This is a genomic window from Yersinia sp. J1, from assembly GCF_050586585.1.
Classification (GTDB): Bacteria; Pseudomonadota; Gammaproteobacteria; order Enterobacterales; family Enterobacteriaceae; genus Yersinia; species Yersinia entomophaga.
Map to the genome: position 1 here is coordinate 47298 of NZ_JBOBDP010000001.1, position 26772 is coordinate 74069.

The window sequence follows — 26772 nt, forward strand, 5'->3', positions numbered from 1 at the left end:
TGCTCAGTCGAGTCGGCGTTGGGTTTTCCACGCCGTCAGGCCGATAAACACAATGGCCGAAGCGATCAGGAATAACAGGTTAATCCACAGCACTGTGCCGATATTTCCGGCTAAAAACAGGGTTTGCAGGCTGCTGACGAAGTAACGAGCGGGGATGATATAAGTCACGGCCCGGACTATCGCAGGCATACTATCGATCTCAAAAATAAAACCGGACAACATAATTGATGGCAGAAATGCCGCATTCAGCGCCACCATGGCTGCGTTAAACTGGTTGCGAGTCACGGTAGAAATCAGCAGCCCCATGCCTAAAGTGCTGGCCAGAAACAGGCTGGTCATGACGAATAAAATCCACAGAGAGCCGCGATAAGGCACCCCGAGGATAAATACCGAGACCGCCATACACAGCACCATGGCGATCATACCGAGGAAGTAGTAGGGAATAAGCTTGGAAAGCAATAGCTCGTTACGCGTAACCTGCGTGGAGAGCAGGGCTTCCATGGTTCCGCGCTCCCATTCGCGGGCAATCACTAGCGAGGTCAAAATAGCCCCGATTACCGTCATAATAATGGTAATCGCACCGGGAATAATAAAGTGCTGGCTAATTGCCGCTGGGTTAAACCAATAGCGCAACTGCACATCAATCAGTGGTGCGTTGGTTTGCCCTAGATTTTGCGATTGTTGTTGCTGCCAGATTTGCCAAATTCCTTGCGCATAACCTTGCACAAAGTTGGCCGTATTAGGCTCGCTGCCGTCGGTAATCACCTGAATTGGAGACGTATCTAATGGGCGATCCAGCCGTTGGGCAAAATCATTGGGAATAACGATCAGCCCGCGAATTTTCCCTGCTTGCATTGCCTGAATCAGCGCCTGACGGTTATCGCTGATTTGGGCGGCAATATAAGGCGAGCCGGTAAAGGCGTTGGCCAAATCCTGTGCCGGCTTGCTTTGCTGCTCCATCAAAATGCCGACATGTAGTTTGCTGGAATCCAGATTGATACCGTAGCCGAATATAAAAAGCAGCATGATTGGGATGACAAAAGCGATCAGGCCACTACTGGGATCGCGTAAAATTTGTCGGGTTTCTTTGCGGCACAACGCTCGCAGGCGTCGCCAGGAAAAACCGGTATCCTGATAGGTTTCGCTGTTATCTATCGGAGCGGCAGGGTGCTCAGACATGGCTCTGCTCCTTATCGTAGTTTTGTACTAACTCGATAAATGCCTGTTCCATGGAAGGATTAGGGTTATCGTCGCGGGCGACCTGCTGTTTCAGCTCATCTGGCGTTCCGGCGGCGATGATTTTCCCACGATAAACCAGACCGATACGATCGCAATATTCTGCTTCATCCATAAAGTGCGTGGTGACCATGACGGTGACGCCTTTGTCAACCATGCCATTGATATGTAACCAGAATTCGCGGCGAGTCAGAGGGTCGACCCCGGACGTGGGTTCGTCCAGAAACAGAATGTCTGGTTCATGCATCAGTGCGCAAGCCAGTGCCAAACGCTGTTTAAACCCTAGCGGCAGAGAATCCGGCGTTTGATTGAGAATCGACGTAAAGTTAAAGGCTTCGGTCATATCACGGATTTTATCCCGCTGTACCTTGCCTTGCAGGCCATAAACACCGGAGAAAAACTTCAGATTCTGCGCGACGGTCAGGTTGCCATACAGCGAGAATTTTTGTGCCATATAGCCCAAATGCTGGCGTGCCTTGCCTGAACTGGTTTTCAAATCCATGCCCAGTACCAGCGCTTTACCTTCACTGGGAACCAATAGCCCACACATCATTTTAAATGTTGTAGATTTCCCCGCCCCGTTAGGGCCGAGCAGCCCAAAGATTTCACCGCGTTTTACCTGAAAATCAACGTGATCTGTTGCGGCAAAATCGCCAAATTTTTTCGTCAGCCTCTGAGCTTCAATCACGGTTTCAGTGTGATCGCCGCTGACCGTCGGCATGATTTTCGCTAAAGCGGATTCACTTTCTGGCCCACCGCCGAGCAGATCGATAAAAGCATCTTCAAAGCGCGGATCGGCCTCTTGAATCTCAGTGGTTGGCTGGTTTAACTGCTGCAAGAGCTGTTGGCGATCGGCATCGGGTTTAAGAATCAAACGGACATATTTACCCTGAATGACTCCGTCGCTGACCAGCGGTAGCGTTAATGCCCGCTGTAACAGTTTTCGGTTGGTGCCGTTTTGCGCCGACAGCAGAATAGTGCGGCCGCTCATACGTTGGGTAAGATCTTGAGGTGCACCGCTGTATAGCAATTTACCTTCGTTAAGCAGCAGCACCTCACGGCACTGTTCGGCTTCATCCAGATAGGAAGTACTCCAAAGAATCAGCATGCCGTCACTGGCCAGTTCGTGCACCATGCGCCACAGTTCTCGGCGGGAAATAGGATCAACCCCCACGCCCGGTTCATCCAGCAGTAAAACCTGAGGTTGGCCGACCAAAGTACAGGCTAAACCGAGTTTTTGCTTCATCCCTCCGGACAGTTTTCCGGCTAATCGATCGGTAAAGCGCGTCAGATCGGTAAAGCTGAGTAGACGATCAAAAGTCTGACGTCGTTGCTCGCCGGTGACACCGCGCAGGTCGGCGTACAGCGTCAGGTTCTCCATCACCGTCAAATCTTCGTATAACCCGAATTTTTGCGGCATATAACCAAGAATTGAATGCAACTGGCGATCGTTTTTAATTGGGTCCAGACCTACCACTGAAAGCTGGCCACTGCCGGGTTTCAACAGTCCGGCTAGCATTCTCAGCAGAGTGGTTTTCCCTGCGCCATCCGGGCCTACCAATCCGGTAACTGCACCGCTGCGTATTTCCGTGGTTAAACTGGCCACGGCAGGATGATCCAGTCCAGGGAAGGTTTTCTCTACCCCATCCAGAGTAATCAAATGCTGTACTTCAGCCATGACAATGCCTCTCGATTAAGGTTGTGAGAAGCGAATAGTCACCGGCATACCCTGACGCAATTCTTCATCGGCATCGGTAACAATAATGCGCAGGCGATAGACCAGATCGGTGCGTAAATCGGGCGTTTCAACGGTTTTCGGGGTGAATTCCGCGGTTGGAGAAACGAAACCTATCTTACCGTGATACGGCTTATTGGGCCGACTGTCGGTATACACTTCGATTTCCGCGCCCGGTATTGCCTGACCTAAATGGCGCTCATCCACATAGGCGCGAATCCAGACCGGAGTGGTTAACGACAGGGTGAATACGGTGTTGCTGGCAGACAAAATGGTGCCCGGTTCAACGGCCCGGGTCAAAATAGTCCCGGCAGAAGGTGAGGTTAGCGTGGTGTCATACAGGTTTAATTGAGCCTGCGCCAGCTCAGCTTCCGCCTGTGCGACATTGGCTTCAGCCTGAGCAATTTCCTGCGGGCGATTGCCGCTCAGGAATTGGGCCAGTTTATCTTTGGCCGCTTGCAGCGCAGCCTGCGCCTGATTACGTGACGTACGCGCATCTTCCAACTCGTTAGCGGAGGTGGCTTTTCTTGACCACAAACCCTGCTGACGTTTTAAATAGCTATCGGCGTAGTTAAAGGCTGCTACTTTTTGCGCCATTTCGGATTTTACCTGTGCGATTTCCTCCGCTCGATAACCGGCTTTCAACAGCGCGAGCTGCGCTTGCGCGCTGGCAAGATTAGCCTTCGCCTGATTTAACGCATTGTTATACGGGCCCTCATCCAACTGACCAAGACGTTGACCCGGCTGGATTTTATCGCCTTCATCGACATCCAGTGAGGCCAGACGACCGCCGACACGGAAGCCCAGATTCACCGTGCGAATATCAACGTTGCCATACAGAGTGAGCGTTCCATTTTGCTGTTGGCGATAGTAGCTCCATCCATATAGTGCCGCCGCAATGACGGCGATAACGACGACTATCACTGCAATACTCTTGCGATTCATAACATTCCCTACCTGCAAACATGTAATTATTGCTGCGCCGCCTGATGCCGCAGCCCGTTGAGAAGAAGGTTGATATGTTCGATAAGTACCTGATTTATTAACTTATTTTCGGCATTGCCAATGTCGTTCCAACCCGCCTGATAGCGTATGGTTTCCCGCGCCATGCGAAATGCCAATACTTCGCCCAATAATGCATGGGTATGAATGATGGTTTTGGTAGCAAGAGCGTCAGCGCCAATGTAATTCGCCAACAATAAATTAAGTTTATGGTGTAGTGGGGCAATCGCCTGTTGATGAATCAATGGATAGGCTTCGGTAGGGGAAAGCTGTTCCCGAGCCATAATTTTGCTCAGATTAATGGTTTCCGGCTGAGTCATTAAATGGCTGAATTGCAGCACACCCTGTCGCACATAATGTAACTGTCGTTCAGCGCATTGCTCGGATGGCGGCGTTTGCAAAAACTGGTCAATTTCGGCCGCCAGAGGCACGAAAGCCTGACGAATAAAATCCGCAATCTGCTGCGCTACCGCCAGATAGAGTTTTTCTTTGGAACCAAAGTAGTAGGTAATAGCAGCAATATTTTGGTCTGCTCGCTGGGCAATATCGCGAGTGGTCGCTCCTTTCAAACCCAATTCCCCAAACAGCTCGGTGGCGGCGCGCAGTAACTGTTGCCGTGCCTGTTCACCGCGCAACGTTACCGGAACGTTGGAATGGGGCATGATAAAGTCTCCCTTATGGATAGAATGAATTTACGCTAAAGCCTTATGGTTAGGCTGGAAATAAATTAATCAATCATATGATTAACTTTAGGCCATAAGTATAGGCCTGTAAAGATGGGGAATAGGAAAGGATCTTTGACTGGCGTAAGGCAATTTTTCTACAGTTTTTACCTATAAATTCATCTGATTGTTTAAATATCTCATGTTTTCACAAAAATCTGATATAATCCGCCTCAATGGTGCACTGCAGTTTGTGCCAATCCTCGTGGTAAAGCCTCATTTAATACCTCGTCTGATCATCTTCCCTTGAAACTGCACCTGACTGAATTGTTAGGATGGGGAAGATCTGGAGTTTCTCGTAATATGTCATTTGATACTCTCGGCTTAAACGCCGATATCCTGCGTGCAATTGAAGAGCAGGGCTACCTCGTGCCGACGCCAATTCAGCGTCAGGCGATCCCTGTAGTGCTGCAAGGCCGTGATTTAATGGCCAGCGCTCAAACCGGTACTGGTAAAACCGCTGGTTTCACCTTGCCGCTGTTGCAAATGCTCAATGATACCGCGCAGCCGATCAAAGGCCGCCGTCCGGTACGTGCCCTGATTTTAACCCCAACGCGTGAACTGGCTGCACAAATCGGCGAAAACGTCGAACAGTACAGCAAGTACCTTAAATTACGTTCGCTGGTGGTCTTTGGCGGTGTGAGCATTAACCCGCAGATGATGAAATTGCGCGGAGGCGTCGATATTCTGGTCGCTACTCCGGGCCGTTTACTGGATCTGGAACATCAGAACGCGGTTGATTTGTCTAAAATCGAAATTTTGGTGCTGGATGAAGCCGACCGTATGCTGGATATGGGCTTTATTCACGATATTCGTCGCGTGTTGGCTAAATTGCCTGCAAAACGCCAGAACCTGCTGTTCTCTGCGACCTTCTCCGACGAAATCAAAGGGCTGGCCAGTAAATTGCTGCACAACCCAGCTTCCGTTGAAGTGGCGCGTCGTAACACTGCCTCTGAGCAAATCACCCAAAGCGTTCATTTTGTGGATAAAAACCGCAAGCGGGAACTGCTTTCTCAGATGATTGGCAGCCAGGATTGGCAGCAGGTATTGGTGTTCACCCGAACCAAACACGGTGCTAACCATTTGGCAGAACAATTGAATAAAGACGGCATTACTGCCGCCGCTATTCATGGTAATAAGAGTCAAGGCGCTCGTACTCGCGCGCTGGCCGACTTTAAAGACGGTAAAATCCGCGTATTAGTAGCGACTGATATCGCCGCTCGTGGCTTGGATATCGATCAGTTACCGCACGTTGTTAACTATGAGCTGCCAAACGTACCGGAAGACTACGTGCACCGTATTGGTCGTACAGGCCGCGCGGAACGTACCGGTGAAGCGATCTCTCTGGTTTGCGTCGATGAGCATAAACTGCTGCGTGATATCGAGCGTCTGCTGAAACGTGAAATTCCACGTATCGCACTTGAAGGCTACGAGCCGGACCCAAGCATCAGAGCTGAGCCGATCCAAAACGGTCGTCAGGGACGCGGTGCTTCCCGTCCTGGTATGGGCCGTGGCAGTGCCACCCGCTCACAGGGCGGTGCAGTTGCCGGCCGTGGTGATAGCCGCGGCAACAGCAGCAAACCTCGCAGTCAGGGTGACGGTCAGCGCCGTTCAGCGCCACCTTCATCACGTCCGCGCAGCCGTAAACCGGGCGAGTAAATCGTTCGAGCTTAGGGAAAACCGCTCATTGCCGAGCGGTTTTTTTTGTCCTAAATTCGGCTATTCCGGGCTAAATTCGCGTTATTTCTTGTCTTGTCGCAAGGTTCGCTCGTATCATTGCCGGTCTTTTTTAGGGGGTATTTTGATGCAGATATTCCCACCTTATTTTTCAGCAGGCAGGTAATCAGGTCATGCGGGTACTTTTGGCACCGATGGAAGGCGTTCTGGATTCACTGGTTCGCGAATTATTAAGCGAAGTGAATGATTACGATCTCTGTATCACCGAGTTTTTGCGAGTGGTCGATCAGTTGCTGCCAGCCAAATCCTTCTATCGTTCATGCCCTGAGTTGCATCATCAAAGCCGCACTCCGTCTGGCACATTAGTTCGTATTCAATTATTAGGCCAATACCCAGAATGGTTGGCTGAAAATGCCGCACGCGCGGTCGAACTCGGTTCCTACGGCGTGGATCTGAACTGCGGTTGCCCGTCAAAGCTGGTCAACGGTAGCGGCGGTGGGGCGACTTTACTGAAAGATCCTGAGCTGATTTATCAAGGGGCTAAAGCGATGCGCGAAGCGGTGCCCGCTCATTTACCTGTGACGGTAAAAATCCGTTTAGGTTGGGACTCGAGCGATCGTCAGTTCGAAATTGCCGATGCTGTACAGCAGGCTGGAGCCACTGAACTGGCGGTTCATGGGCGAACCAAAGAAGAGGGCTATCAGGCCGATCGTATTAACTGGCAGGCGATAGGTGATATACGTCGCAGGCTCACTATTCCTGTTATTGCTAACGGCGAAATCTGGGATTACGCCAGCGCGCAGGAATGTATCAAAGTGACCGGCTGTGACGCGGTGATGCTAGGGCGCGGCGCGTTAAATGTCCCGAACCTGAGTCGGGTGGTGAAATATAACGAACCTCGAATGCCTTGGCCCGAGGTGGTGAAGCTGCTGCAAAAATATGTTCATCTGGAAAAGCAGGGTGACACCGGTCTGTACCACGTAGCCCGAATTAAGCAGTGGCTAGGATATTTACGTAAAGAATATGACGAAGCTACCGAGCTATTTACTGAAATTCGCGCGCTGAAAACCTCGCAGGACATCGCGCAAGCTATATGCCGTTAACGGATTTTTGCTAACGGCATAACATTGACCCGAACAAAACCCCTGCTACGTGAAACGCCTCCTTCCAGCAAACAATATCAGATATGTACCAGACAGCCTCGTGCAATAAACGGGGCGAGTACTTCTGGCAATTCGGAGAAGTTATTCCAGCGTAAATCCAAGCGCTTTAACTGGCTCAATTCTGAGAAGCTTTCCGGCAGGGTGGAAAGTTTATTGGCGCGTAAATCCAGACTGTGCAGATTTTTCAGTGCGCCAAAGTTTTCTGGTAGCTGGGAGAGTTGATTAAAGCGAAAATTAGCATCAGTTAGCTGGGGCAGGACACAAAACTCATTAGGTAAATAATCCAGACAATTATCTGAAATATCCAGCACGTGTAGTTGCTTCAGGGCGGCAATTTCAGGAGCGATTGAAGCAATTTTATTCTTCATCAAATGCAACTCTTGTATCTGATGAAGGTGCCCTATGGCCGAAGGTATAGCTCTAATCGCATTGTTATACAGTCGAAGCTCTTTCAATGCTGAGAGAGAAAATATAGCTGAGGGAATTTCTTCCAGCTGATTATCGGTCACATTTAGATAGGTCAAATGCTGTAGCTCAGCCAAAGTTGCGGGCAAATCACTCAGATGATTATCGCTGATATAAAGATATTCCAGCTGTTTTAACCTCCCGAGTTCTTGAGGGAGGTTTTGTATACGGTTATGACCGAGATCTAACATGCAAAGCGACGATAATTCGCCGATACTGGCCGGTATCGATGGAATGTTGTTGCAGGATAAATTAAGTACCTGCAACTTCTGCAATGAGATAATCTCTTCGGGAAACGCTGTCAGGCAGTTATTGTACAGGCTGAGCTGTTGTAATCCTGACATTGTGCTTAGGTTCTCAGGGGCTGAACTTAGCTGTTTGTTATCCAGATTACTAACCTGAATGGCCCGTTTTTCCACCGTGGTAGCGATTTTCGGGTGCTGATGAAGCATCATTGTATTGTGCCTTTTCTTTATGCTTTGCTTGATGTGCCAAGCATAAGCTTTTTTGCCGCTAGCGATGACTTTTTCCCATGGTATAACCATGGGCTGAGTCAGTACGTATCCTTTATTGTGAAGATTGTTCTGCGGGCGAGACAAAAGCTAGGCACCACTTCATTTCTTTTCCCTGCCGGGTAACAAAAACATAGTCATTCATCTCGGAAATAGGCAAGCCTGGGAAGGAACGCAGAACATGCTGAAAATCAGCATCCTGACAGGAAGAATTCAGCGAACTCAGAAATAAACCACCGGCTTGGGAAATCTCTTTTTCTGAAATATTGGGGGTGTAGAGATTAGGTTTTTCATTATTAGACCATTTTTCCGCCATAAGGGGACGGTCTGGGGCGTAGAAAGTCAGCCACTGTGAGAAATAGCCACCGCCGACGTAGCGAAGTGGAACTTGATATTTATCTCGCCAGATTTGATTAATTTCGGCGCTTAGCGGTTGGATATAGTTAAATTTGCTGCCTGCGCCGCGAATATCTTTATACAACACTGTCGCGTAACCCAGACAAACCGCAGCCGCGACAATTAACAGAGATAGATTGATGCCTCGCCAGGATTTCACTCGTTCGACATTAAGGAAGCAAAGAGCGATAACTGGGGATAATACGGTAAAAGGCTGTAACCATTCGGTGATTCGTCCCCCGCTGTTAAACAGGAAATAGCCGAATATCAGTATAAGTGGCGGGGTAAACACGAAAAGAACGGCTTTCTTTTCGTCTGAGTCCGGCTGTACCAATGTGGCATTCAGCATTTTGAGTAGCAGAATGATGATGATAATGGGGTAGAAAACCACAAGAGCGGAAACCAGTACTTTACTGTTAAGTCCCGCGTTTATTTGTGAATCAACCCAATTGAAGGCGGCAAAGTCGTGCTGATAAAGCCAAAAAATATTGGGGGCGATAATAAGTAAAAATAGTAATAACGAAAGATAGAACTCTTTGCTATTGCAGGATTCTCGTCCTTTTTTCGTCGAGAAGGCATAAATAAGCATAAACGGAAAAAATGCAAAGCTGGAGTATTTTGACATGGCGGCTAACCCGCAAACGACAGCTAAGGCATACCAGTAAGCTTTATTATCATAAATAGATTTAACGAAAAATAAGAATAAGTACGGCCAAAACATCACAAGTAGATAATTGTCATTATAAGAAATTATATCAAAATTGATAACGCCAGATAAATTTAGCGCGAGCATAGAGAAAAATGCGATTTTGTAACTGCCAAACAGTCTTCGGCTCAGAAGGAAAACACCCCATAAACCGACGGCAATAACGGTAAAATGCGAAACATACCAATATAACGCAAGGTTTATCAGTGGGTTGATGAGTAGACCTATAGCCGTAACTGCGCCAACGATATAGGGATTTTTCGGTGAGCCAAATTCGAGGCTATTCGCCCAATTCAGGGACTCTACGGCATCGTAGGGAACAGCCGGATCTAGATTAGATGAGATCGCAATCCATATTACGCTGTAAATTAATATAAATAATATTGCGCCGGTCTTGTAGTTATCGTCACTGCCATATGTCATTTAGAACTAACCTTACTCTTATAATTGCAAATCAATTTGTCATTATTATAATTACGCGTCTGTGTTCAAGTGCTTTCTCCTTTCTGTTTAGTGATTGTTTAAATGTGTTTTTTATAAATGGAAATAGTGACTTAATTTAACTTAGATTTGTTTTTTTGTTTAATGTTCATCTAGGAATAACTTAACTTTCAATAAGGCTATATCTTCTTTGCTATTAGAATAACTAATGGAAATTAACGATATTCAGACAACGTTTTTTTATGTTAGTCGCGCGATTGTCAATAATCGTAAGCGACCCTTTTAAATCTTTGTAACAATGATTTAAAGAATGTCTGATGCGCAGTTTATATGGGTAACTTATACTGCTTGGAGTCCAACCCACGTCACCTAAGCCAATCCATATGCATGTGAAAATACGTTTATCAATATTAAGTCTGTTTATTTTATCGGCTACGGCCTTGAGCGTTCCTGTGACGAGTTTCGCCACCACCAGTGCTGGCGTACAACAGGCAGCTCCGTTGGAGTTAGCCTCTGGCAGCGCGATGGTTGTCGATTTAAAAACCAACAAAGTTATTTATAGTAATAATCCTGACCACGTAGTACCCATTGCCTCAATCACTAAACTGATGACCGCGATGGTGGCTCTGGATGCCAAACAGCCGCTTGATGAGATTATTTCAGTTGATATTCATCAAACTAAAGAATTAAAAGGTGTATTTTCGCGAGTGAGAGTCAATAGCGAAATAAACCGTAAGGACATGTTATTACTGGCATTAATGTCATCCGAAAATCGCGCCGCGGCCAGTTTGGCTCACCATTATCGCGGTGGGTATAGTGCATTTATTGCTGCTATGAATGCTAAAGCCAAATCCTTAGGCATGACCCATACCCATTTTGTAGAACCGACAGGGCTATCAACCCAGAACGTTTCTACTGCGCGCGATCTCAGTAAGTTGCTGCTGGCCAGTAAGCAGTATCCGCTCATTGGTCAGTTGAGTACCTCTACTGAAAAAATGGCGACTTTCCGTAATCCGAATTACACCTTACCTTTCCGTAATACCAATCATCTGGTTTATAACGATAAGTGGAATATTCAGCTGACAAAAACGGGTTTTACTAATGAGGCGGGGCATTGTCTGGTGATGCGCACGGTCATTAATAATCGTCCGGTCGCTTTGGTGGTATTAGATGCTTTTGGTAAATATACGCATTTTGCTGATGCTAACCGATTACGCAGTTGGCTTGAAACCGGCAAAGCAGCGCCCATTCCAGGTGCGGCTAAAAGTTATCGACAGCAAAAAGATGCTCAGGGACGTTTAGCGAAAGTATCTGAATGATAGAAGATTAAGAGGCAGGAATACGCAGGATGCAGGTGTTTAACGGATTAAAATGAATTCGCGGTAGGATAACCGCGAATTCAACCAACTTTAAAAAATAAGCTTGAAGACACCGGTAATAGTCAGCAGGCCGACAATAAAAATTATCGCGATAATCCATAATATAATCTTCATTTGTTTCCCCTCAAAGAGAGTGAAAATAACGCCAACCCAGGCTGGCAATGTGATCTCACTATAGTTTATCTTTTTCCATTTCGCGGTACTTCTTACCAATCATACTGATTTTTAAGACTTGACTGAAAGATAGCTCAAACCTTACTAACGCCAGCACTTATGTTTTGAGGTTTTTCCTATCCCTGGATTAAAACTGTTGGTTGGATCTATTGCCTGATAAAAAGCCTTTAATTCAGGTTTAGCCAAATAGAGATGGCCAACATTATGTTCGGCGGGGTATTCAGCGCCTTTCGCCTGCAGAATTTCTAACATCTTATCTTTGATTTCCTGCGGACTCTCGCCTTTCTTGACAATATAATCCTGATGGAAAACGTGACACATAAAATGACCATAGTAGAGTTTTGCTACCAAACGGCGGTCTATTTCTTCAGGCAAGGTTTCAAACCACTGATCGTCATTGCGGCGCAGAGCAATATCCAAAGCCAATATATCTTCGACCTTATCGCTATGAACTGAATGGTAACGAACTGCTGCACCGGCGGCGGCAAAACGATGTAAAAAGGCCTTCTTTCCTTCGTCAGCGGTGCAAACCAGATAGTTACCTTCCGCCGTTGCGAAAAATCGACGTAAATGCTCGTTAGCTTCCGCTATTCCCTGACCGGACATTTTCAGCATCAGGTGATGTTCATATTTATCTCGGTAGCTTTTCAGGCGTTTAGGAAGATGGCTAGGCAAAATACGGCTGAAGCCCTGCATGACACGATCGGTGATATTGTTGATCAAAAAAGGAACTTTATTCAGTCGGGCATCGATCTTTCCTTTTAGGGTAAAGAAAGTCGGCATCTTATCCGTACCCATAGAATTGATCATGATAAAAGTGTCTTTGCCATAAATTTCGGCGATATCAAAAACGTCCCGGTGCATATATTCTCCTGCAACCGGTAAGTGTTTAAAATCACGTAAAATAGTACGACGTAATTCTGTCAGCACCTTGGTGTCATTGGTGCCAATATAAAATACCTGTTGCTGAGACTCCGCTGGGAAAGTATCTAAACGGACGGCAAAAACTGCGAGCTTTCCTGCGCAGCCGGAGGCTTCAAATAAGCGCCGTTTATCAGCATTAAAACGCGACGGCGTATCGGCATCCACATCTCGCACTCGTTCAACATAATCATGATCCGAGGCTTTCTGCTCGCCATGACCAATATCTTCCGGGCCATAATCGGCACGGGTTAAACGCCAAAGAATATCTTCCGGCGTGTCACCCAGATGGATACCAAGATGGTTAACTAATTGAAGTTCGCCATGCTCATTTATCTGAGCAAAAAGTGCCATTTCCGTATAAGCCGGGCCACGTTGTATTAGTGAACCGCCGGAATTATTGCAAACGCCGCCAATAACCGAAGCACCGATACAGGATGAGCCAATAACGGAGTGGGGTTCGCGACCAAAGGGTTTTAAGCGTTTCTCCAGTTCATTCAACGTACTGCCGGGGAAAGCAATCACCTGTTCGGCATTATTCAATAACTGAATCTGATTGAGTCGCAGCGTGTTGATAATAACAATCTGGCGATCGTAATCATTTCCACTGGGAGTGGATCCTTCCGTCAGGCCTGTATTGGCTGCCTGCATAATAATGATTTTATCTGCGGCCAAGCAGGCTTGCAGTATTTGCCATTGCTGCATTAGCGTTGCGGGGAAAACAACGGCCAGAGCTTCCCCTTGACCCGAACGGAATCCGGTCCGGTAACGTTTGGTTTGTCGCTCTTTTGTCAGAAGGTAACTCTCACCAACAATATTTTTCAGTTGCTGCAATAATTCCTGATTGTTGTCACCATCGGTACGATTCATTTTTCTCACCTAGAGTACGAACATCCTGTTTTGCTGCGAAAGTAAATCTGAATAGCTTATTTGTTGAAATCGATGCTTTCTTTCGTTGCCATGAAGTAAACATGAGGCTGAGGTTTCTTTCCCTACTGTGGGGCCGAGTTTGTGATCTATTTCACACACTGAAGGCTATTTATAACCATGGGTGTTAATCGCATCGGATTTGATCCAGCTTATATCAACCTGTGGCTAACAGACTTAAGGCATAATTGAGTAGATATAAGGTTTTCTTACGACTATTTTCCTATCAGGGCGGATTCAATGAGTGAGCATTTTGTTGGGAAATATGAGGTTGAATTAAAATTTCGAGTACAGAATATCCGTAACCTATTGAGGCGAATAGAAACGCAGGATGCAGAGATTTTTGCTCTCAATAATCATGAAAAAGATTGTTATCTGGATGCTTGTGATGGCGGTCTTGCACGGCAAAATATCAGTATGATATTGCGTGAAATGAACCCGTCGGGTATTCGGCTATGGATTGTCAAAGGGCCGGGAAGCGAGCGATGCGAAGCCAGCCGGGTCGAGGATTTGGGCAAGATTTCGAGTATGCTGGTGACTTTAGGCTATCAGCCGGTATTTACCCTGGAAAAGAACCGCAGTATCTATTTTATCGGCCAATTTCACATTACGGTCGACCATTTGGAGTCTGTGGGAAATTTTGCTGAAATTGCGGTGATGACAGATGATCCGAATGAATTGGCAGAATTAAAGCTGCAATGCAGTCTTTTTGCCTCAACCCTAGGATTAACCGCAGATATGCTGGAACCTCGTACTTATCGGCAATTACTGGGCTTCTAAGATCCCGGCATTGCAGTAAGGTACAAATTTGGCAATTGACCGGTGAAAATAACGATATAGGTATTCTCACCGGTAAACAGACCATTATTTTTTTAATAGAGTTTTGAGATTGGCAAAAGGGTTGTGAGTAGCGACACCCTGATCTTTCTGCGCGTCATCTCCGGCAATAACCGTCGATCCGTATTGATCGGCTTCGGTATATTTAGAATGCTCGTGATCGTGGCAAAACAGGCACAACATCTCCCAATTGCTGCCATCTTCCGGATTATTGCCGTGGTCGTGATCAATGTGGTGTACGGTCAACTCACGCAGATTAGAATACACAAACTCTCTGGAACACTTTCCGCAAACCCACGGGAAGAGTTTTAGCGCTTTCTCGCGGTAACCGCTTTCCAGCCGGGCATAGTTTTTAGGGATATAAGCCATGGGAACCTTCAATTCTGTCGTGTGATATCTGAACTTATTTTAGCGTGAAAGAAGATTCGTCACCATGATTAAGGTACTGGATAGGCTTTCCTCGTATGGAGTTTTAGTAAAATAACGATAGATTAACCCACTGAGTCAAGAGCCATAGACACGACTTGATACAAGAAAATTTTATTATATCGATTTGGGCGTATTTTATTTTTATCATTCGATTTTTCATGTAGCGAATGGGCATTAATCGAGCCATTTTTCTTTCATATAATGGTTTTTTGAGACTTTTTCCAATGATTTAAACGGCTAAGACGTTTTACACTGGTAGCATAATTAGGCTAATTTTATCTGGAGTAAGGGAATAATCCGCCCGTTGCCCGATAATTATTCTTTGCCGATAAAGTTGAGGCGATATGAAAGAATCAGAAGTGCTGGCCGAAGTCAGTAATGAAAACCAGACACTGGTGGCTGTGGTGCAACAAGATCAGCGTGTGGTTTATTTCTATATTTACCCGTTGGAGTCCGTTGAAGATCGTTTTCCGGTGCGTGCCTGCTGGGTAAGAAATCTGACTGCGGCTCCCCAGTTAGATGATAACGCGGCTATTGAGCAGGGGCTTGCCCCGCGTTTGGCTGCGGCCTATTGTCGAAATATTGCCGGTGAAGAAGCATTGGATGCGCAATATATTAAGATTATCTGGTCAGAAAGTGATGACGGCGCAGCGCTGTGGTATCAGGGGCAATTATTGGCGGTGATTCCCGGCTGGAGTTTGTATATCGATCACTCTGTCTGTTACTCCGCTAGCTGTATTAAAGAGAATCCACTCACTTTACCTTTGGGGTCTGCGTCTACTAATACGCAATATGCTCAGGCGGAACGTACTCGACAATTTTGGCGAGTCTGGCAGCAGGAGGAAGGTAATCCCTGGCCCAGTATGCAAGTGGAATATATTCGACGCTATGAGCAACATTTTGGTCCGGCGCAAAAGTATTATGCTATTGATCAGGGCAGATGGCCGCCAATGGCGATCTCTCAGCATGAAAAGGATGGAGTTTATTATTTTCTGACGCTGGGTGTCAGTATTCGTCCGCAGCCTTGGGTTGAGATTTTATTTAATGATGATGCCGGGAAATATCGTCGAATAGAATTAGCGATGGCAGTGGATAGTCAATATGTCAACGAAGACAACGCCGTTCGCATGGCGAGTGCTTTAGCCGGTTTTGCCCATGTTCCGTGGGGAAAAATAAGCTGGCTGGGAGAAGGCCATGCACTGGAGTCTGAAGTCGCCCCTCAGGGTTACGAAGGCTATGTATTATCGGCCAATCTATACTCTGAGCACGTCAGTCTGACGTTGCCGGAGCAGCAGGGCGATCCGGTAAACATTTATTGGGCCAGTCCGATATTTACCAGTGAGCGGGAGTTTGCGCATTCGCTACCAAACGGCGGCTACGATTTGTTAGCGAAAATGCGTCAGCGGCAGGTGAATCATATTTTCGCGCCAAGAGAACCGGTTATTTAATCGGTCGAGTAGTTGTGTTTTAGCGGGATAAAAAATTTATTTTTATTCTTGGATGAAGCGTACAGATTTGCGGATTTACCTAATAAGGTCTTAACTTAATACTGTAATGGACGCTGTGAATAGCTAATAATCACTCAGCTGATAAAGCACAGACCGTCAGGTTTATTCAATATTTGGAGGACGTATGGGGATTCTATCCTGGATTATCTTTGGTCTCATCGCCGGTATTCTGGCTAAGTGGATTATGCCAGGTAAAGACGGTGGCGGATTCTTTATGACCATCATTCTTGGTGTGGTCGGTGCTTTGGTCGGTGGCTATATCAGTACTTTCTTTGGGATGGGCAGAGTAGACGGCTTTAACATTGGTAGCTTTGTCGTCGCAGTTATCGGTGCCTTGGTTGTGCTGTTTATCTACCGTAAAATTCGTAGCTGATTTAACAAGAAAGACTCATCTTCTCTAAAGAAAGGTGGCAATCACATGTCACCTTTCTCTCATCAAACTATCATTTCTCTGTAATAAAAATATCCGTTAATGGCTCAAAGATAACCTGCAATCTGAGAGACATTCTATGGGCCAGGCATTACTTCAATATGCGCCAGATTATCCTGATACTGCACCGGAAACGAAAAAAAAGGTTCTGGCGGTTAAAGGATTGATGAAAGCCTATGCATCGCAGCATAAGGTGTTGGATAACATCAATTTTGAACTCCATGCTGGAGAATTTGTAGCGATTATTGGCCGCTCAGGCGCAGGAAAATCAACGTTACTTCATATATTGAATGGCACCATTTCTTCCAGCGGTGGAGAGATTCTTAACTATCAGGAGAGTGGGGAAACGCAAAATATTGCCTCGCTGACGGCCAAACAAATGCGTAAATGGCGTGCCAAGTGTGGAATGATTTTTCAGGATTTCTGTCTGGTTCCTCGCCTCGATGTTATGACCAATGTGTTACTCGGAAGATTAAGTCATACCTCAACGCTTAAATCATTTTTTAAAATATTTGCCGAGCGTGACCGAGCCAGAGCCGTCGAGCTCTTGCAGTGGTTGAATATGTTGCCACATGCGTTGCAGCGCGCCGAAAATTTATCCGGAGGGCAAATGCAACGCGTGGCTATTTGTCGCGCGATGATGCAAAACCCTAAAATTCTATTGGCCGATGAGCCTGTAGCCTCCCTCGACCCAAAAAATACCACCCGAATAATGAATACGCTGCAAAAAATCAGTGAAAACGATATTGCGGTGGTGGTGAACTTACATTCGGTGGCATTAGTTAAAGATTACTGCACGCGAGTGATTGGTATTGCGCAAGGAAAAATTATATTTGACGGTCATCCTGATCAACTAAGTGACAGTATTATTCATGATATTTACAACGATGAAGCAACAGATGTTTTGCATTAATTTCCATTAATCCTCTACGGACATAGGTTATTTTAATGAAAAAAGTAATGAGTGTTACTTCGTTAGTGGCAGGTGCGATGATGGTATTTAACGCCACGGCGGCAGATGCACCGAAAGAAATCAATTTGGGTATTCTCGGTGGCCAAAATGCAACACAGCAGATTGGCGATAATATGTGTGTAAAAGAATTTTTGGACAAAGAATTAAAAGTAAAAACCAATTTGCATAATGCTTCGGATTATTCTGGGGTCATTCAAGGATTACTCGGTGGAAAGATTGATATGGTGCTGAGTATGTCACCGTCATCTTTCGCCTCGGTTTATATTAAAGACCCTAAGGCCGTCGATTTGGTCGGTATTGTCGTCGATGATACCGATCAGTCTCGTGGCTATCACTCTGTGGTCGTGGTGAAGGCAGACAGCCCTTACCAGAAAATGGAGGATTTAAAGGGGCAAGCCTTTGGTTTTGCCGACCCGGATTCAACTTCGGGTTTCCTGATCCCTAATCAGAGCTTTAAACAGAAATTCGGCGGAACGCCGGACAATAAATATAACAATTTCTTCTCCAGCGTGACGTTCTCCGGTGGTCATGAGCAAGACATCCTTGGCGTTATTAATGGTCAGTTTGCCGGCGCGGTAACCTGGGCATCAATGATCGGCGATTATAATACCGGTTATACTAGCGGAGCTTTCACTCGCATGATTCGTATGGATCATCCCGATTTAATGAAACAGATTAGGATTATCTGGCAGTCTCCGTTAATTCCTAATGGCCCAATTCTTGTTCGCAGTGCTTTACCGCCAGCATTCAAAGCGCAGTTGGTTGAGGCTATCAAAAAACTGGATAAAGAAGACCATGCCTGTTTTATCAAAGCGGTAGGGGGCAAGCAGCATATTGAGGAAACCTCATTGAGCGAATACCAAACCGTCATTGATTTGAAGCGCGATCTAACTAAAGGCGACCGTTAAGTCGGTTGATATAATGAATAGGATAGCTCAGGAACGGAATACCGGAGCTATCGGTTTTCAGGCGGTAAGTTATTTTGAATACTGATTTCAATCATTATTACCAGCAGGTTCGCAGTAAGCAAAAACGCGAAACCTTAATATGGTCTTTAGCTCTGGTTGTACTCTATTTGGGTGCAGGCAGTATTGCTGAATTTAATCTTCACACCGTTCTAGTTTCATTCCCACATTTTTTTGACTATCTGGCTGAAACAATTCCTGTACTTCACTGGCCGGTTTTATTTGCCGATGGGCGTACCGAAGGTTCATTGGCATATTGGGGCTATCGCCTGAATATTCAGCTACCGCTAATTTGGGAGACGCTACAGCTTGCCATTGCCGCAACCATTCTCTCGGTTATTGTCGCCTGTATTTTGGCTTTTCTGGCGGCTAATAACACCCACAGCCCAGCACCAGTCAGATTAGCGATTCGTACCTTTGTTGCATTTTTACGTACCATGCCAGAATTAGCTTGGGCAGTCATGTTTGTTATGGCTTTTGGTATTGGCGCGATTCCCGGTTTTTTGGCTCTGGCGTTACATACGATAGGTAGCCTGACCAAATTATTCTATGAGTCTATTGAAACTGCCTCAAATAAACCTGTTCGCGGTTTGACAGCTTGTGGTGCTAGTAAATTGCAACGTATGCGTTTTGGTCTTTGGCCGCAGGTGAAACCTATCTTACTGTCTTACAGCTTTATGCGATTGGAAATTAATTTTCGCCAGTCAACCATACTGGGTTTGGTCGGCGCGGGCGGAATAGGACAAGAGCTAATGACGTCTATTAAGTTGGATCGTTATGATCAGGTCAGCATCACGCTGTTGCTGATTATTACCGTGGTTTCATTACTAGATTACGCCTCCGGAAAATTACGTAAACGTGTTGTGGAAGGAGCCGCTTAATGATGACGAATACGCTTTCGCCAGCCGATGTGATCTCTCTGAAGCAGCAACATCCGACCCTTTTCTCGCAGCAGCGGCGCTATCTTCGCTTGGTCGTTGGCATCGGCGTGGCCATTGTTTTCTATTATATTTTCTTCTTTAATTTCTTTGGTATTCCCTGGTCTGCCTTCGTTCACGGCAGCCAGCAAATAGGGCGCTATTTCCTGAGAATGTTTGTCTGGCATGATTTTATCAACTGGCCGTTTAAATATTACTTTGGTCAGATTTTTATTACTTTAGCCATTGTATTCGCCGGTACGCTTACAGCGACGTTTATTGCGTTGCCACTGTCCTTTCTTGCTGCCCGTAATGTCATGGATACGCCGGTATTACGAGTTACCTCTTTTGTTGTGCGCCGTTTTCTCGATGTTTTTCGCGGTATCGATATGGCGATTTGGGGGCTGATTTTTGTTCGTGCCGTAGGAATGGGGCCGTTAGCGGGGGTTCTGGCCATTTTTATGCAGGATATGGGCTTACTGGGTAAACTCTATGCTGAGGGACACGAGGCAGTCGATAAATCCCCTAGCCGTGGATTAACTGCAATGGGGGCCAACCCATTACAAAAACACCGCTTTGGTATTTTCACCCAGTCGTTTCCAACTTTTCTGGCGCTTAGCCTGTATCAGATAGAGTCTAATACCCGTTCTGCGGCAGTGTTAGGTTTTGTCGGTGCTGGCGGTATCGGTTTGGTTTACGCAGAGAATATGCGTTTATGGAACTGGGATGTGGTGATGTTTATTACGTTGATTATGGTGGTTATTGTGATGGTGATGGATAAAATATCTGCCATGTTGCGCAATAAATACATTATTGGCGAAGAGATTAGCCCGTATAAATCAGACTCAAGAGATCTGTGCGTTATCACTAACGATAAGTAATTTCTGTTTTTATACCAGAGCCCAATCAGGCGCATTTTTGTGTGGTTGGGTTCTGATATGTTATTTTACTAATCAGTTGTCAATTTATATTTGTTTTCGTTTAACGTTTATTTGTGATTTTGAATAATGTCGTTATTTTGTATTTAATAATTACTTGCTTTTTTCACGATTATATCAAATTAAATTTACATTGAGAAAAAAGGATTATCTCTATATAATACTGCCCGCCAGACGTTAAAGAAGCTTTTTTGTTATTCTTGCGACATTCGCACACGTCTATTAAATTAATTGGAATAGGGCAGTAATATGATCAACAACGATGTGCTCCGCAGTGTTCGCTATATGCTTAATGTTAACGATGCTAAAATCGTAGAAATCATCAAGTTAACTGATTTTGAAGTGAACAGCGCGGATGTCGTTAATTTCCTTAAGAAAGAAGACGAAGCTGGTTACCAGAATTGTCCTGATGAGGTCATGGCTCATTTTCTTAACGGTCTGATCTTCTTTAAGCGTGGTAAGGATGACAAATTCCCAGCTCCGTCTATTGAAGCACGTATCACTAATAATATTGTGCTGAAAAAGCTGCGCGTAGCCTTCGAGTTGAAAGATACCGATATGCACGATATCTTCACCTCCGTTGATTTTCCGGTGTCCAAACCTGAATTGAACGCGTTGTTCCGTAAGGACGACAGCAAAAACTTCCGTCCTTGTGGCGATCAGGTGCTGCGTTACTTCCTGAAGGGCCTGACTCTGCGGGTGCGCGGTCCTAAAAAATAGTCGTTTTAATATGACATAATGATAATGGCGGGCATTGGTTCGCCGTTATTGTATTTTTCACTTTTTCACTTTTTCACTTTTTCACTTTTTCACTGTTTAAAGAATAAATTAATGAATGATGAATTAAATGGATTTTTTATGATTATTATTATTTCTAATGCGGATTTTTATTAAACTTCATTAAATTTGATATTCGTATAAACGAATGTTATTTGCTTTTTTTCATTAACTAAATTAATTACCCCTGAACTGTTAACTAAAATGTATTTTGATGGCCATAATGTTGAAGTTGATATCTGCCCAGACTTTGTTTGAGGCGTTTGTTATCTATCCAAATCCGCAGTGGCCGGATATTAATCCGGCCATTTAGATTATTAATAATCGTAGAGGTTATCTGGGGCTAACTTCAATGGGGAGAAAATCTGATGCACCCCATTCGGCCCAGGAACCGTCATATAAAGATACAGAACGAGCTTTTATTGCGTGTAACCCCAATGCCAGTACCGCAGCGGTTACGCCGGAACCACAGCTAACAACGATCGGTTTTTCCAGATCGACACCGTTAGATTGGAAAATATCCCGCAGAATCTCTGGCGATTTGAGCTGGCCTTGCTCAATCATCTGGCCCCAGGGAATATTGATGCTGCCGGGAATATGCCCTAATCGCAGGCCGGGGCGAGGTTCCGGTTCCGCGCCAGCAAACCGTGGCGTCGGGCGCGCGTCCAGGATCTGCGTGTCCGGTTCGTCTATAGCGGCGAGAACCTGCTCGTAATTTTTAACAGATTTCTCGTTTAGCGTGGCGGTAAACCACTGTGGAGCCGGATTGGCTGGCCCGCTTTCCAGTGGCAAACCGGCTTGTTTCCACTGTTCAATACCGCCTTCCAGCACGCGAACGTCACGGGCGCCAAAAGTGCGAAATGTCCACCAGCCTCGCGGGGCTGAGAAAAGGTTGCCATCGTCATACAACACTATCGTGTGCTGATCGTTGATACCCAATTTACCCATTGCTTCACCGAATGCTTCGGCGCTGGGCAACATGTGAGGCAGATCGGTACTGTGGTCGGAAACCTCATCAATATTAAAGAAAACCGCACCGGGGATATGGCCTTGCTCAAACTCGGCTTGAATATCGCGTTTAGGGTTTAGCCCCGGCGGTGACAGCCGGGCATCCAGAATAACCACTTGTTTATCGTCTAAATGTTCAGCCAGCCAGTGCGGGCTAACCAGAAAAGAAGGGTTCATCGAAAGTCACCTGTCCGTGGGTTAATGAAAATATTTAGCTTACAACTATATATCTAAATTGGGCACAGAGGCTTTTCTCTCGTCACTATCTTTCCCTATTGCGCGTTGGCTCGAATTTTTCCCGTTCCCTTGGTAGGGATTAATACGGGCTTATCAGTAGCGCCGCGGGGGATTTGTGGTGAATGGCTATACTGTATGGTTAGGCGAGTATGCATGCCAGCCGAGCGAGGTTGAAATTCACCCGTTTCACGACCTTGGGGCTGACTACCCATCATGATGATAGCTGGGAGAAGTGGCTAAGTTTGCGTAGGTTTAACGGATAGCTGCTGAAGATTAAACGAACGACTAAGGCAAATAAAGTCGACATAGTTATTGATTTGTTAATAGTTATTGGGTCATAAAGAACCCTGTAACTCATTAAAATCCTTCGATGATAAGAGGCAAACCGATGGCACTAACCCTTACCCTTAGACCTGTTATAGCACTGGCAACCATTATGTTAAGCCTGACGACCGGTCTGGCACAGGCGGCAGATAGCGTGCGTGTGGGGTCTAAAATCGATACTGAAGGCTCGCTGCTGGGCAATATTATTGTGCAGGTTCTGGAGGCCAATAATATTAAAACCACCAACAAATCTCAGTTGGGTACGACCAAAGTGGTGCGAGCGGCGATCAGTGCGGGTGAAATTGATATTTATCCTGAATATACCGGCAACGGTGCCTTTTTCTTCTCAAATGAAAAAGATCCGGCGTGGAAAAACGCTCAGGCCGGTTACGAGAAAGTCAAAGCGCTGGATTATGAAAAAAATAAGCTGGTCTGGCTGGATGCAGCGCCGGCAAACAATACTTGGACCATTGCGGTTCGTCAGGATTTAGCCAGTCAAAATAATCTTAAGACGCTGGCTGATTTAGGCAAATGGATAAGCGATGGTGGTCAGTTCAAACTGGCGGCTTCGGCAGAATTTATTGAACGCCCAGATGCGTTACCTGCGTTTGAGCAGGCGTATGGCTTCAAATTAAATCAGGACCAACTGCTGTCGCTGGCGGGAGGCGATACGGCTGTCACCATTAAAGCGGCGGCGGAGCAAACCTCCGGTGTGAATGCGGCTATGGCTTACGGCACTGACGGCCCAGTGGCCGCTTTGGGCTTACAAACGCTGACTGACCCTAAAGGCGTTCAACCGATTTATGCCCCGGCGCCGATTATCCGCGAAGCGACGCTGAAGCAGCATCCTGAAATTCCTGCCGTGTTGAATCCGGTTTTTGCAACTCTTGATGGCTCAACCCTGCAAAAACTGAATGCGCGGATTGCCGTCGAAGGACAGGATGCGAAGAAGGTTGCCGCGAGCTATCTAAAAGAGAAAGGGTTTATCAAAGGTTAATCCTCGTAATGAAATACTGACCGGCGACGGATTGCATCTTTAGCCGGTCATGGAGACTTTTTGTTTATGTTAGTCAAAAACCGCGTGCTGCTGGCGCTGGTGACGTTGCTGATTTTGGCAGGTGCCGGGCTTCCTTTTCTCAGCCACGCGCAGAATCGGTTGATTTCAGGGCAGGGTATTGCCTTCTTGTCTTTATTACATGGGCCTGCGGGGTTAGTGCTGTTGCCCGTTATCGCTTTGATTGCCCTTTCTTTCGTTTCCCCTAAACCTTGGATTTACGCGGTTATTGTCCTGATGGCGGAGTTGCTGCTATTCGGTTTGGTCTGGTTGGCGGGATTTACTGCCTTTCAGCTTTCCGGTGGCGAAGAGAGCCTGGTTCGCACTTCGCTGAGCGGCGCTTTCTGGCTAATGGCCGGATTAACCTTTCTGATTGCCGTCGATAGCCTTTCCAGAGCAATTACCAGCCCGCTGTGGCGTATGTTAGCCAGCGTGCAGGTACTCGCCCCTGTGATTATTCTGTTGTTTATCGGTCAGTTGGATCAACTGTCGCTGATGAAGGAATATGCCAACCGACAGGACGTCTTCGCTGATGCCTTCTGGCAGCACCTCGGAATTTTGTTGGCGACAGTTATTCCTACCGTTTTGCTGGGAATCCCGCTTGGGATGCTGTGCTTTCGTTCTTATCGCCTGAAAACCGCTATTTTTTCCGTGCTAAATATCATCCAGACGGTGCCTTCTATTGCGTTATTTGGTTTGCTGATCGCGCCGCTGGCGGGGTTAGCCGCAGCCTGGCCGTGGCTGGCAAAGCTGGGAGTGAGCGGGATCGGTCTGGCTCCGGCAATTATTGCATTGGTACTTTATGCCTTGCTGCCGTTGGTTCGCAGCGTGGTTGCCGGATTGGAAAGCGTACCGGATAGCGTGATGGAATCGGCGCGGGGAATGGGGATGACCGGTAGCCAACTGTTTGTTCGGGTGCAAATCCCGCTGGCGTTGCCGTTGATTCTATCGGGCATTCGCATTGTGGCAGTGCAAACCGTCGGGTTAGCGGTGGTTGCAGCCCTGATTGGTGCCGGTGGATTAGGCGCTATCGTGTTTCAGGGATTATTAAGCAGCGCATTGGATTTGGTGTTGCTGGGCGTTATACCGGTGATAGTGATGGCCATCGTTGTTGATTCACTGTTTAAATTTATGGTTTCTTTTCTGGATGTGACCCGCCGATGATTCATTTTTATCAGGTTAGTAAATATTTTGCCGGCAAACTGGCGGTAGATAATCTCTCACTGGATATTGCCAAAGGGGAGTTTACCGTCTTGATCGGCACTTCTGGCTCGGGTAAGTCCACGACGTTAAAAATGATTAACCGGCTGATCGAGCACGATGAAGGGCAAATTCACTTTGCCGGTGAAGAAATTCAAAAATTCAAACCCGAAGATTTGCGCCGTCGGATGGGCTACGCGATTCAATCTATCGGCCTGTTTCCGCATTGGACGGTAGAGCAAAATATCGGCACCGTTCCGCAACTGCTTAAATGGCCGCGTGAGAAAATCCGCCAGCGGGTCACGGAGTTATTGAATCTGTTGCAACTGGATGCGGATCAGTTCCGCCACCGTTATCCTCATGAGCTTTCGGGTGGGCAACAGCAGCGGGTTGGGGTTGCCAGAGCGTTGGCTGCCGACCCGGAAGTGCTGTTGATGGATGAACCTTTCGGCGCGCTGGATCCGGTGACTCGCTCAGCGTTACAGTTTGAAATTGCCCGTATACACCAAATGTCAGGCCGAACCATAGTGCTGGTAACCCATGATATTGACGAAGCCTTGAATCTGGCCGATCGCATTGTGCTATTGGATCAGGGGAAAGTGGTGCAGCAAGGCACGCCAATTCAAATGTTGACGCAGCCGGCTAACGATTTTGTGCGTGATTTCTTTGGCCGGAGCGATTTGGGGATCAAACTGTTGGCACTTGGTTGGGCGGCGCAGCGTATGAGGGTTGGGGAAAGCGTGGCGGGAGAGCCGATTTTGGCGTCAACCAGCCTGCGGGAAGCGCTTTCGCTGTTTGTCTCACGTAAAGCCGATAGATTGCAGGTGATCGATGAATTATCACAGCCTCTCGGCGTGCTCTATTTTTCCGATCTGATCGCCAGTCAGGAGCAGCCATGACCTCATCTATTTGCCGTTGGCTATGGCGTAGAGTTACCGATCCATTGATTTGGGCAATATTACTACTGCTGGGATTGGTATTTGGCATGCCATCGCTGCATGGCCTATTTGCCGCCTGGTTCCCCAATCTCGATCGCCCTATTTATTTACAGGATACGTTCTGGTCGTTATTGGAAGCTCACGTGTTGCTGGTGCTGATTTCCAGCCTGATCGCCGTGTTTTTTGGCGTTGCAACAGGCATTGCCGTTACGCGTCCGGCAGGGAAGGAATTTCGTTCGGTTGTAGAAACGGTGGTGGCGATAGGGCAAACCTTCCCGCCGGTGGCAGTGCTAGCGATAGCGGTGCCGGTGATGGGGTTTAGCGAGAAACCGGCAATTATTGCGTTGGTACTCTATGGGTTGCTGCCGATACTGCAAGGCACGTTGACAGGGCTGGAATCCGTGTCTCAGGCCACCCGTGAAGTCGCTCAAGGCGTAGGTATGAGTGCCAGGCAGATTTTGTGGCGCGTAGAATTGCCGCTCGCCGCTCCGGTTATCGTCGCGGGGATTCGCACATCGGTGATCATCAATATTGGGACTGCCGCAATTGCTTCTACGGTCGGTACCAAAACCTTAGGTTCTCCAATCATTATCGGTTTAAGTGGTTTTAATACTGCTTATGTTATTCAGGGCGCTTTGGTTGTCGCGCTGTTAGCTATCATTACCGATATGTTGTTTGAACGTTGGACGCGAAAACTCGCGGCCTGGCGCGAGTTACAATCGGTATCTCCGTCGAATAACCCGTAATTCAGGCTTGTTATCTTCAGCGATACACAGGAGTT

General features: G+C 46.7%; 24 protein-coding genes. 15 read left to right on the top strand and 9 right to left on the bottom strand.

Annotated elements, in window-relative coordinates; genetic code table 11:
- Positions 1–3 precede the first annotated feature (3 nt).
- The 4 genes from ACQ4OC_RS00220 to cecR are packed head-to-tail and all read right to left on the bottom strand — an operon-like array spanning position 4 to position 4635.
- Positions 4–1179: an ABC transporter permease gene (locus tag ACQ4OC_RS00220; RefSeq protein ID WP_430970825.1), complete on the bottom strand. Its 1176-nt coding sequence runs from the start codon at positions 1177–1179 to the stop codon at positions 4–6.
- On the bottom strand, positions 1172–2914 hold the full coding sequence (locus ACQ4OC_RS00225) for an ATP-binding cassette domain-containing protein (RefSeq protein WP_064512619.1): 1743 nt from the start codon (positions 2912–2914) through the stop codon (positions 1172–1174). Before ACQ4OC_RS00225 ends, ACQ4OC_RS00220 begins: the two co-directional genes overlap by 8 nt.
- Before the next feature lie 15 nt (positions 2915–2929).
- The gene (hlyD, locus tag ACQ4OC_RS00230; protein ID WP_120806821.1) at positions 2930–3916 is read right to left on the bottom strand and encodes a secretion protein HlyD; all 987 of its coding nucleotides are present in this window, start codon (positions 3914–3916) and stop codon (positions 2930–2932) included.
- Between the two features lie 26 nt (positions 3917–3942).
- Positions 3943–4635 (bottom strand): transcriptional regulator CecR, encoded by a 693-nt coding sequence (cecR, locus tag ACQ4OC_RS00235; RefSeq protein WP_430970826.1) that lies wholly within the window; start codon positions 4633–4635, stop codon positions 3943–3945.
- A gap of 363 nt (positions 4636–4998) precedes the next feature.
- Here cecR and rhlE point away from each other — a divergent pair, with 363 nt between their 5' ends.
- The gene (rhlE, locus tag ACQ4OC_RS00240; RefSeq protein ID WP_120806820.1) at positions 4999–6354 is read left to right on the top strand and encodes an ATP-dependent RNA helicase RhlE; all 1356 of its coding nucleotides are present in this window, start codon (positions 4999–5001) and stop codon (positions 6352–6354) included.
- A 191-nt stretch (positions 6355–6545) separates the two neighbouring features.
- Complete coding sequence (gene dusC, locus ACQ4OC_RS00245) at positions 6546–7475, top strand: tRNA dihydrouridine(16) synthase DusC (RefSeq protein ID WP_064512626.1); 930 nt, start codon at positions 6546–6548, stop codon at positions 7473–7475.
- Between the two features lie 77 nt (positions 7476–7552).
- On the opposite strand, the gene ACQ4OC_RS00250 is transcribed toward dusC, so the two are convergent.
- Both ACQ4OC_RS00250 and ACQ4OC_RS00255 read right to left on the bottom strand, forming a co-directional pair.
- A complete protein-coding gene (locus ACQ4OC_RS00250; protein ID WP_064512628.1) occupies positions 7553–8455 on the bottom strand; it encodes a leucine-rich repeat domain-containing protein in 903 nt (300 codons plus the stop codon).
- 112 nt (positions 8456–8567) lie between these two features.
- Positions 8568–10037: a glycosyltransferase family 39 protein gene (locus ACQ4OC_RS00255; protein WP_430970827.1), complete on the bottom strand. Its 1470-nt coding sequence runs from the start codon at positions 10035–10037 to the stop codon at positions 8568–8570.
- A 401-nt stretch (positions 10038–10438) separates the two neighbouring features.
- On the opposite strand from ACQ4OC_RS00255, the gene pbpG reads away from it, so the two are divergent.
- Positions 10439–11374: a D-alanyl-D-alanine endopeptidase gene (pbpG, locus tag ACQ4OC_RS00260; protein WP_064512630.1), complete on the top strand. Its 936-nt coding sequence runs from the start codon at positions 10439–10441 to the stop codon at positions 11372–11374.
- A 318-nt stretch (positions 11375–11692) separates the two neighbouring features.
- Here pbpG and dld read toward each other — a convergent pair whose 3' ends face one another.
- Complete coding sequence (gene dld, locus ACQ4OC_RS00265) at positions 11693–13399, bottom strand: D-lactate dehydrogenase (RefSeq protein ID WP_064512631.1); 1707 nt, start codon at positions 13397–13399, stop codon at positions 11693–11695.
- Positions 13400–13696: 297 nt separating this feature from the next.
- On the opposite strand from dld, the gene ACQ4OC_RS00270 reads away from it, so the two are divergent.
- Positions 13697–14236 carry a class IV adenylate cyclase gene (locus tag ACQ4OC_RS00270; protein ID WP_064512633.1) on the top strand — a complete coding sequence of 180 codons (540 nt, stop codon included), beginning with the start codon at positions 13697–13699 and terminating at the stop codon, positions 14234–14236.
- Between the two features lie 84 nt (positions 14237–14320).
- On the opposite strand, the gene yajD is transcribed toward ACQ4OC_RS00270, so the two are convergent.
- Positions 14321–14662 carry an HNH nuclease YajD gene (gene yajD / locus ACQ4OC_RS00275; RefSeq protein ID WP_064512635.1) on the bottom strand — a complete coding sequence of 114 codons (342 nt, stop codon included), beginning with the start codon at positions 14660–14662 and terminating at the stop codon, positions 14321–14323.
- A 404-nt stretch (positions 14663–15066) separates the two neighbouring features.
- On the opposite strand from yajD, the gene ACQ4OC_RS00280 reads away from it, so the two are divergent.
- From ACQ4OC_RS00280 to ACQ4OC_RS00310, 7 genes are all read left to right on the top strand, one after another.
- Complete coding sequence (locus ACQ4OC_RS00280) at positions 15067–16170, top strand: suppressor of fused domain protein (RefSeq protein WP_064512636.1); 1104 nt, start codon at positions 15067–15069, stop codon at positions 16168–16170.
- 184 nt (positions 16171–16354) lie between these two features.
- Complete coding sequence (locus ACQ4OC_RS00285) at positions 16355–16603, top strand: GlsB/YeaQ/YmgE family stress response membrane protein (protein ID WP_049596664.1); 249 nt, start codon at positions 16355–16357, stop codon at positions 16601–16603.
- 136 nt (positions 16604–16739) lie between these two features.
- A complete protein-coding gene (phnC, locus tag ACQ4OC_RS00290; RefSeq protein WP_064512638.1) occupies positions 16740–17573 on the top strand; it encodes a phosphonate ABC transporter ATP-binding protein in 834 nt (277 codons plus the stop codon).
- Positions 17574–17608: 35 nt separating this feature from the next.
- Positions 17609–18541, top strand: a complete 933-nt coding sequence (phnD, locus tag ACQ4OC_RS00295) for a phosphonate ABC transporter substrate-binding protein (RefSeq protein WP_120806816.1) — start codon at positions 17609–17611, stop codon at positions 18539–18541.
- Between the two features lie 74 nt (positions 18542–18615).
- Positions 18616–19479 (top strand): phosphonate ABC transporter, permease protein PhnE, encoded by an 864-nt coding sequence (phnE, locus tag ACQ4OC_RS00300; protein WP_430970828.1) that lies wholly within the window; start codon positions 18616–18618, stop codon positions 19477–19479.
- Positions 19479–20396, top strand: coding sequence for a phosphonate ABC transporter, permease protein PhnE (gene phnE, locus ACQ4OC_RS00305; protein ID WP_064512641.1), 918 nt, complete (start codon positions 19479–19481; stop codon positions 20394–20396). Before phnE (ACQ4OC_RS00300) ends, phnE (ACQ4OC_RS00305) begins: the two co-directional genes overlap by 1 nt.
- A gap of 306 nt (positions 20397–20702) precedes the next feature.
- The gene (locus ACQ4OC_RS00310; RefSeq protein ID WP_064512643.1) at positions 20703–21173 is read left to right on the top strand and encodes a DUF1456 family protein; all 471 of its coding nucleotides are present in this window, start codon (positions 20703–20705) and stop codon (positions 21171–21173) included.
- Between the two features lie 390 nt (positions 21174–21563).
- Here ACQ4OC_RS00310 and sseA read toward each other — a convergent pair whose 3' ends face one another.
- The gene (gene sseA, locus ACQ4OC_RS00315; RefSeq protein WP_064512644.1) at positions 21564–22415 is read right to left on the bottom strand and encodes a 3-mercaptopyruvate sulfurtransferase; all 852 of its coding nucleotides are present in this window, start codon (positions 22413–22415) and stop codon (positions 21564–21566) included.
- A gap of 448 nt (positions 22416–22863) precedes the next feature.
- Here sseA and osmF point away from each other — a divergent pair, with 448 nt between their 5' ends.
- From osmF to ACQ4OC_RS00335, 4 genes are all read left to right on the top strand, one after another.
- Positions 22864–23796, top strand: coding sequence for a glycine betaine ABC transporter substrate-binding protein OsmF (gene osmF / locus ACQ4OC_RS00320; RefSeq protein ID WP_120805938.1), 933 nt, complete (start codon positions 22864–22866; stop codon positions 23794–23796).
- A gap of 66 nt (positions 23797–23862) precedes the next feature.
- Positions 23863–25017, top strand: coding sequence for an ABC transporter permease (locus ACQ4OC_RS00325; RefSeq protein WP_120805940.1), 1155 nt, complete (start codon positions 23863–23865; stop codon positions 25015–25017).
- Positions 25014–25952 (top strand): ABC transporter ATP-binding protein, encoded by a 939-nt coding sequence (locus ACQ4OC_RS00330; RefSeq protein ID WP_064512650.1) that lies wholly within the window; start codon positions 25014–25016, stop codon positions 25950–25952. The genes ACQ4OC_RS00325 and ACQ4OC_RS00330 overlap by 4 nt, the downstream gene beginning before the upstream one ends.
- The gene (locus ACQ4OC_RS00335; protein WP_162975172.1) at positions 25949–26737 is read left to right on the top strand and encodes an ABC transporter permease; all 789 of its coding nucleotides are present in this window, start codon (positions 25949–25951) and stop codon (positions 26735–26737) included. Before ACQ4OC_RS00330 ends, ACQ4OC_RS00335 begins: the two co-directional genes overlap by 4 nt.
- The last annotated feature ends 35 nt before the right edge of the window (positions 26738–26772 follow it).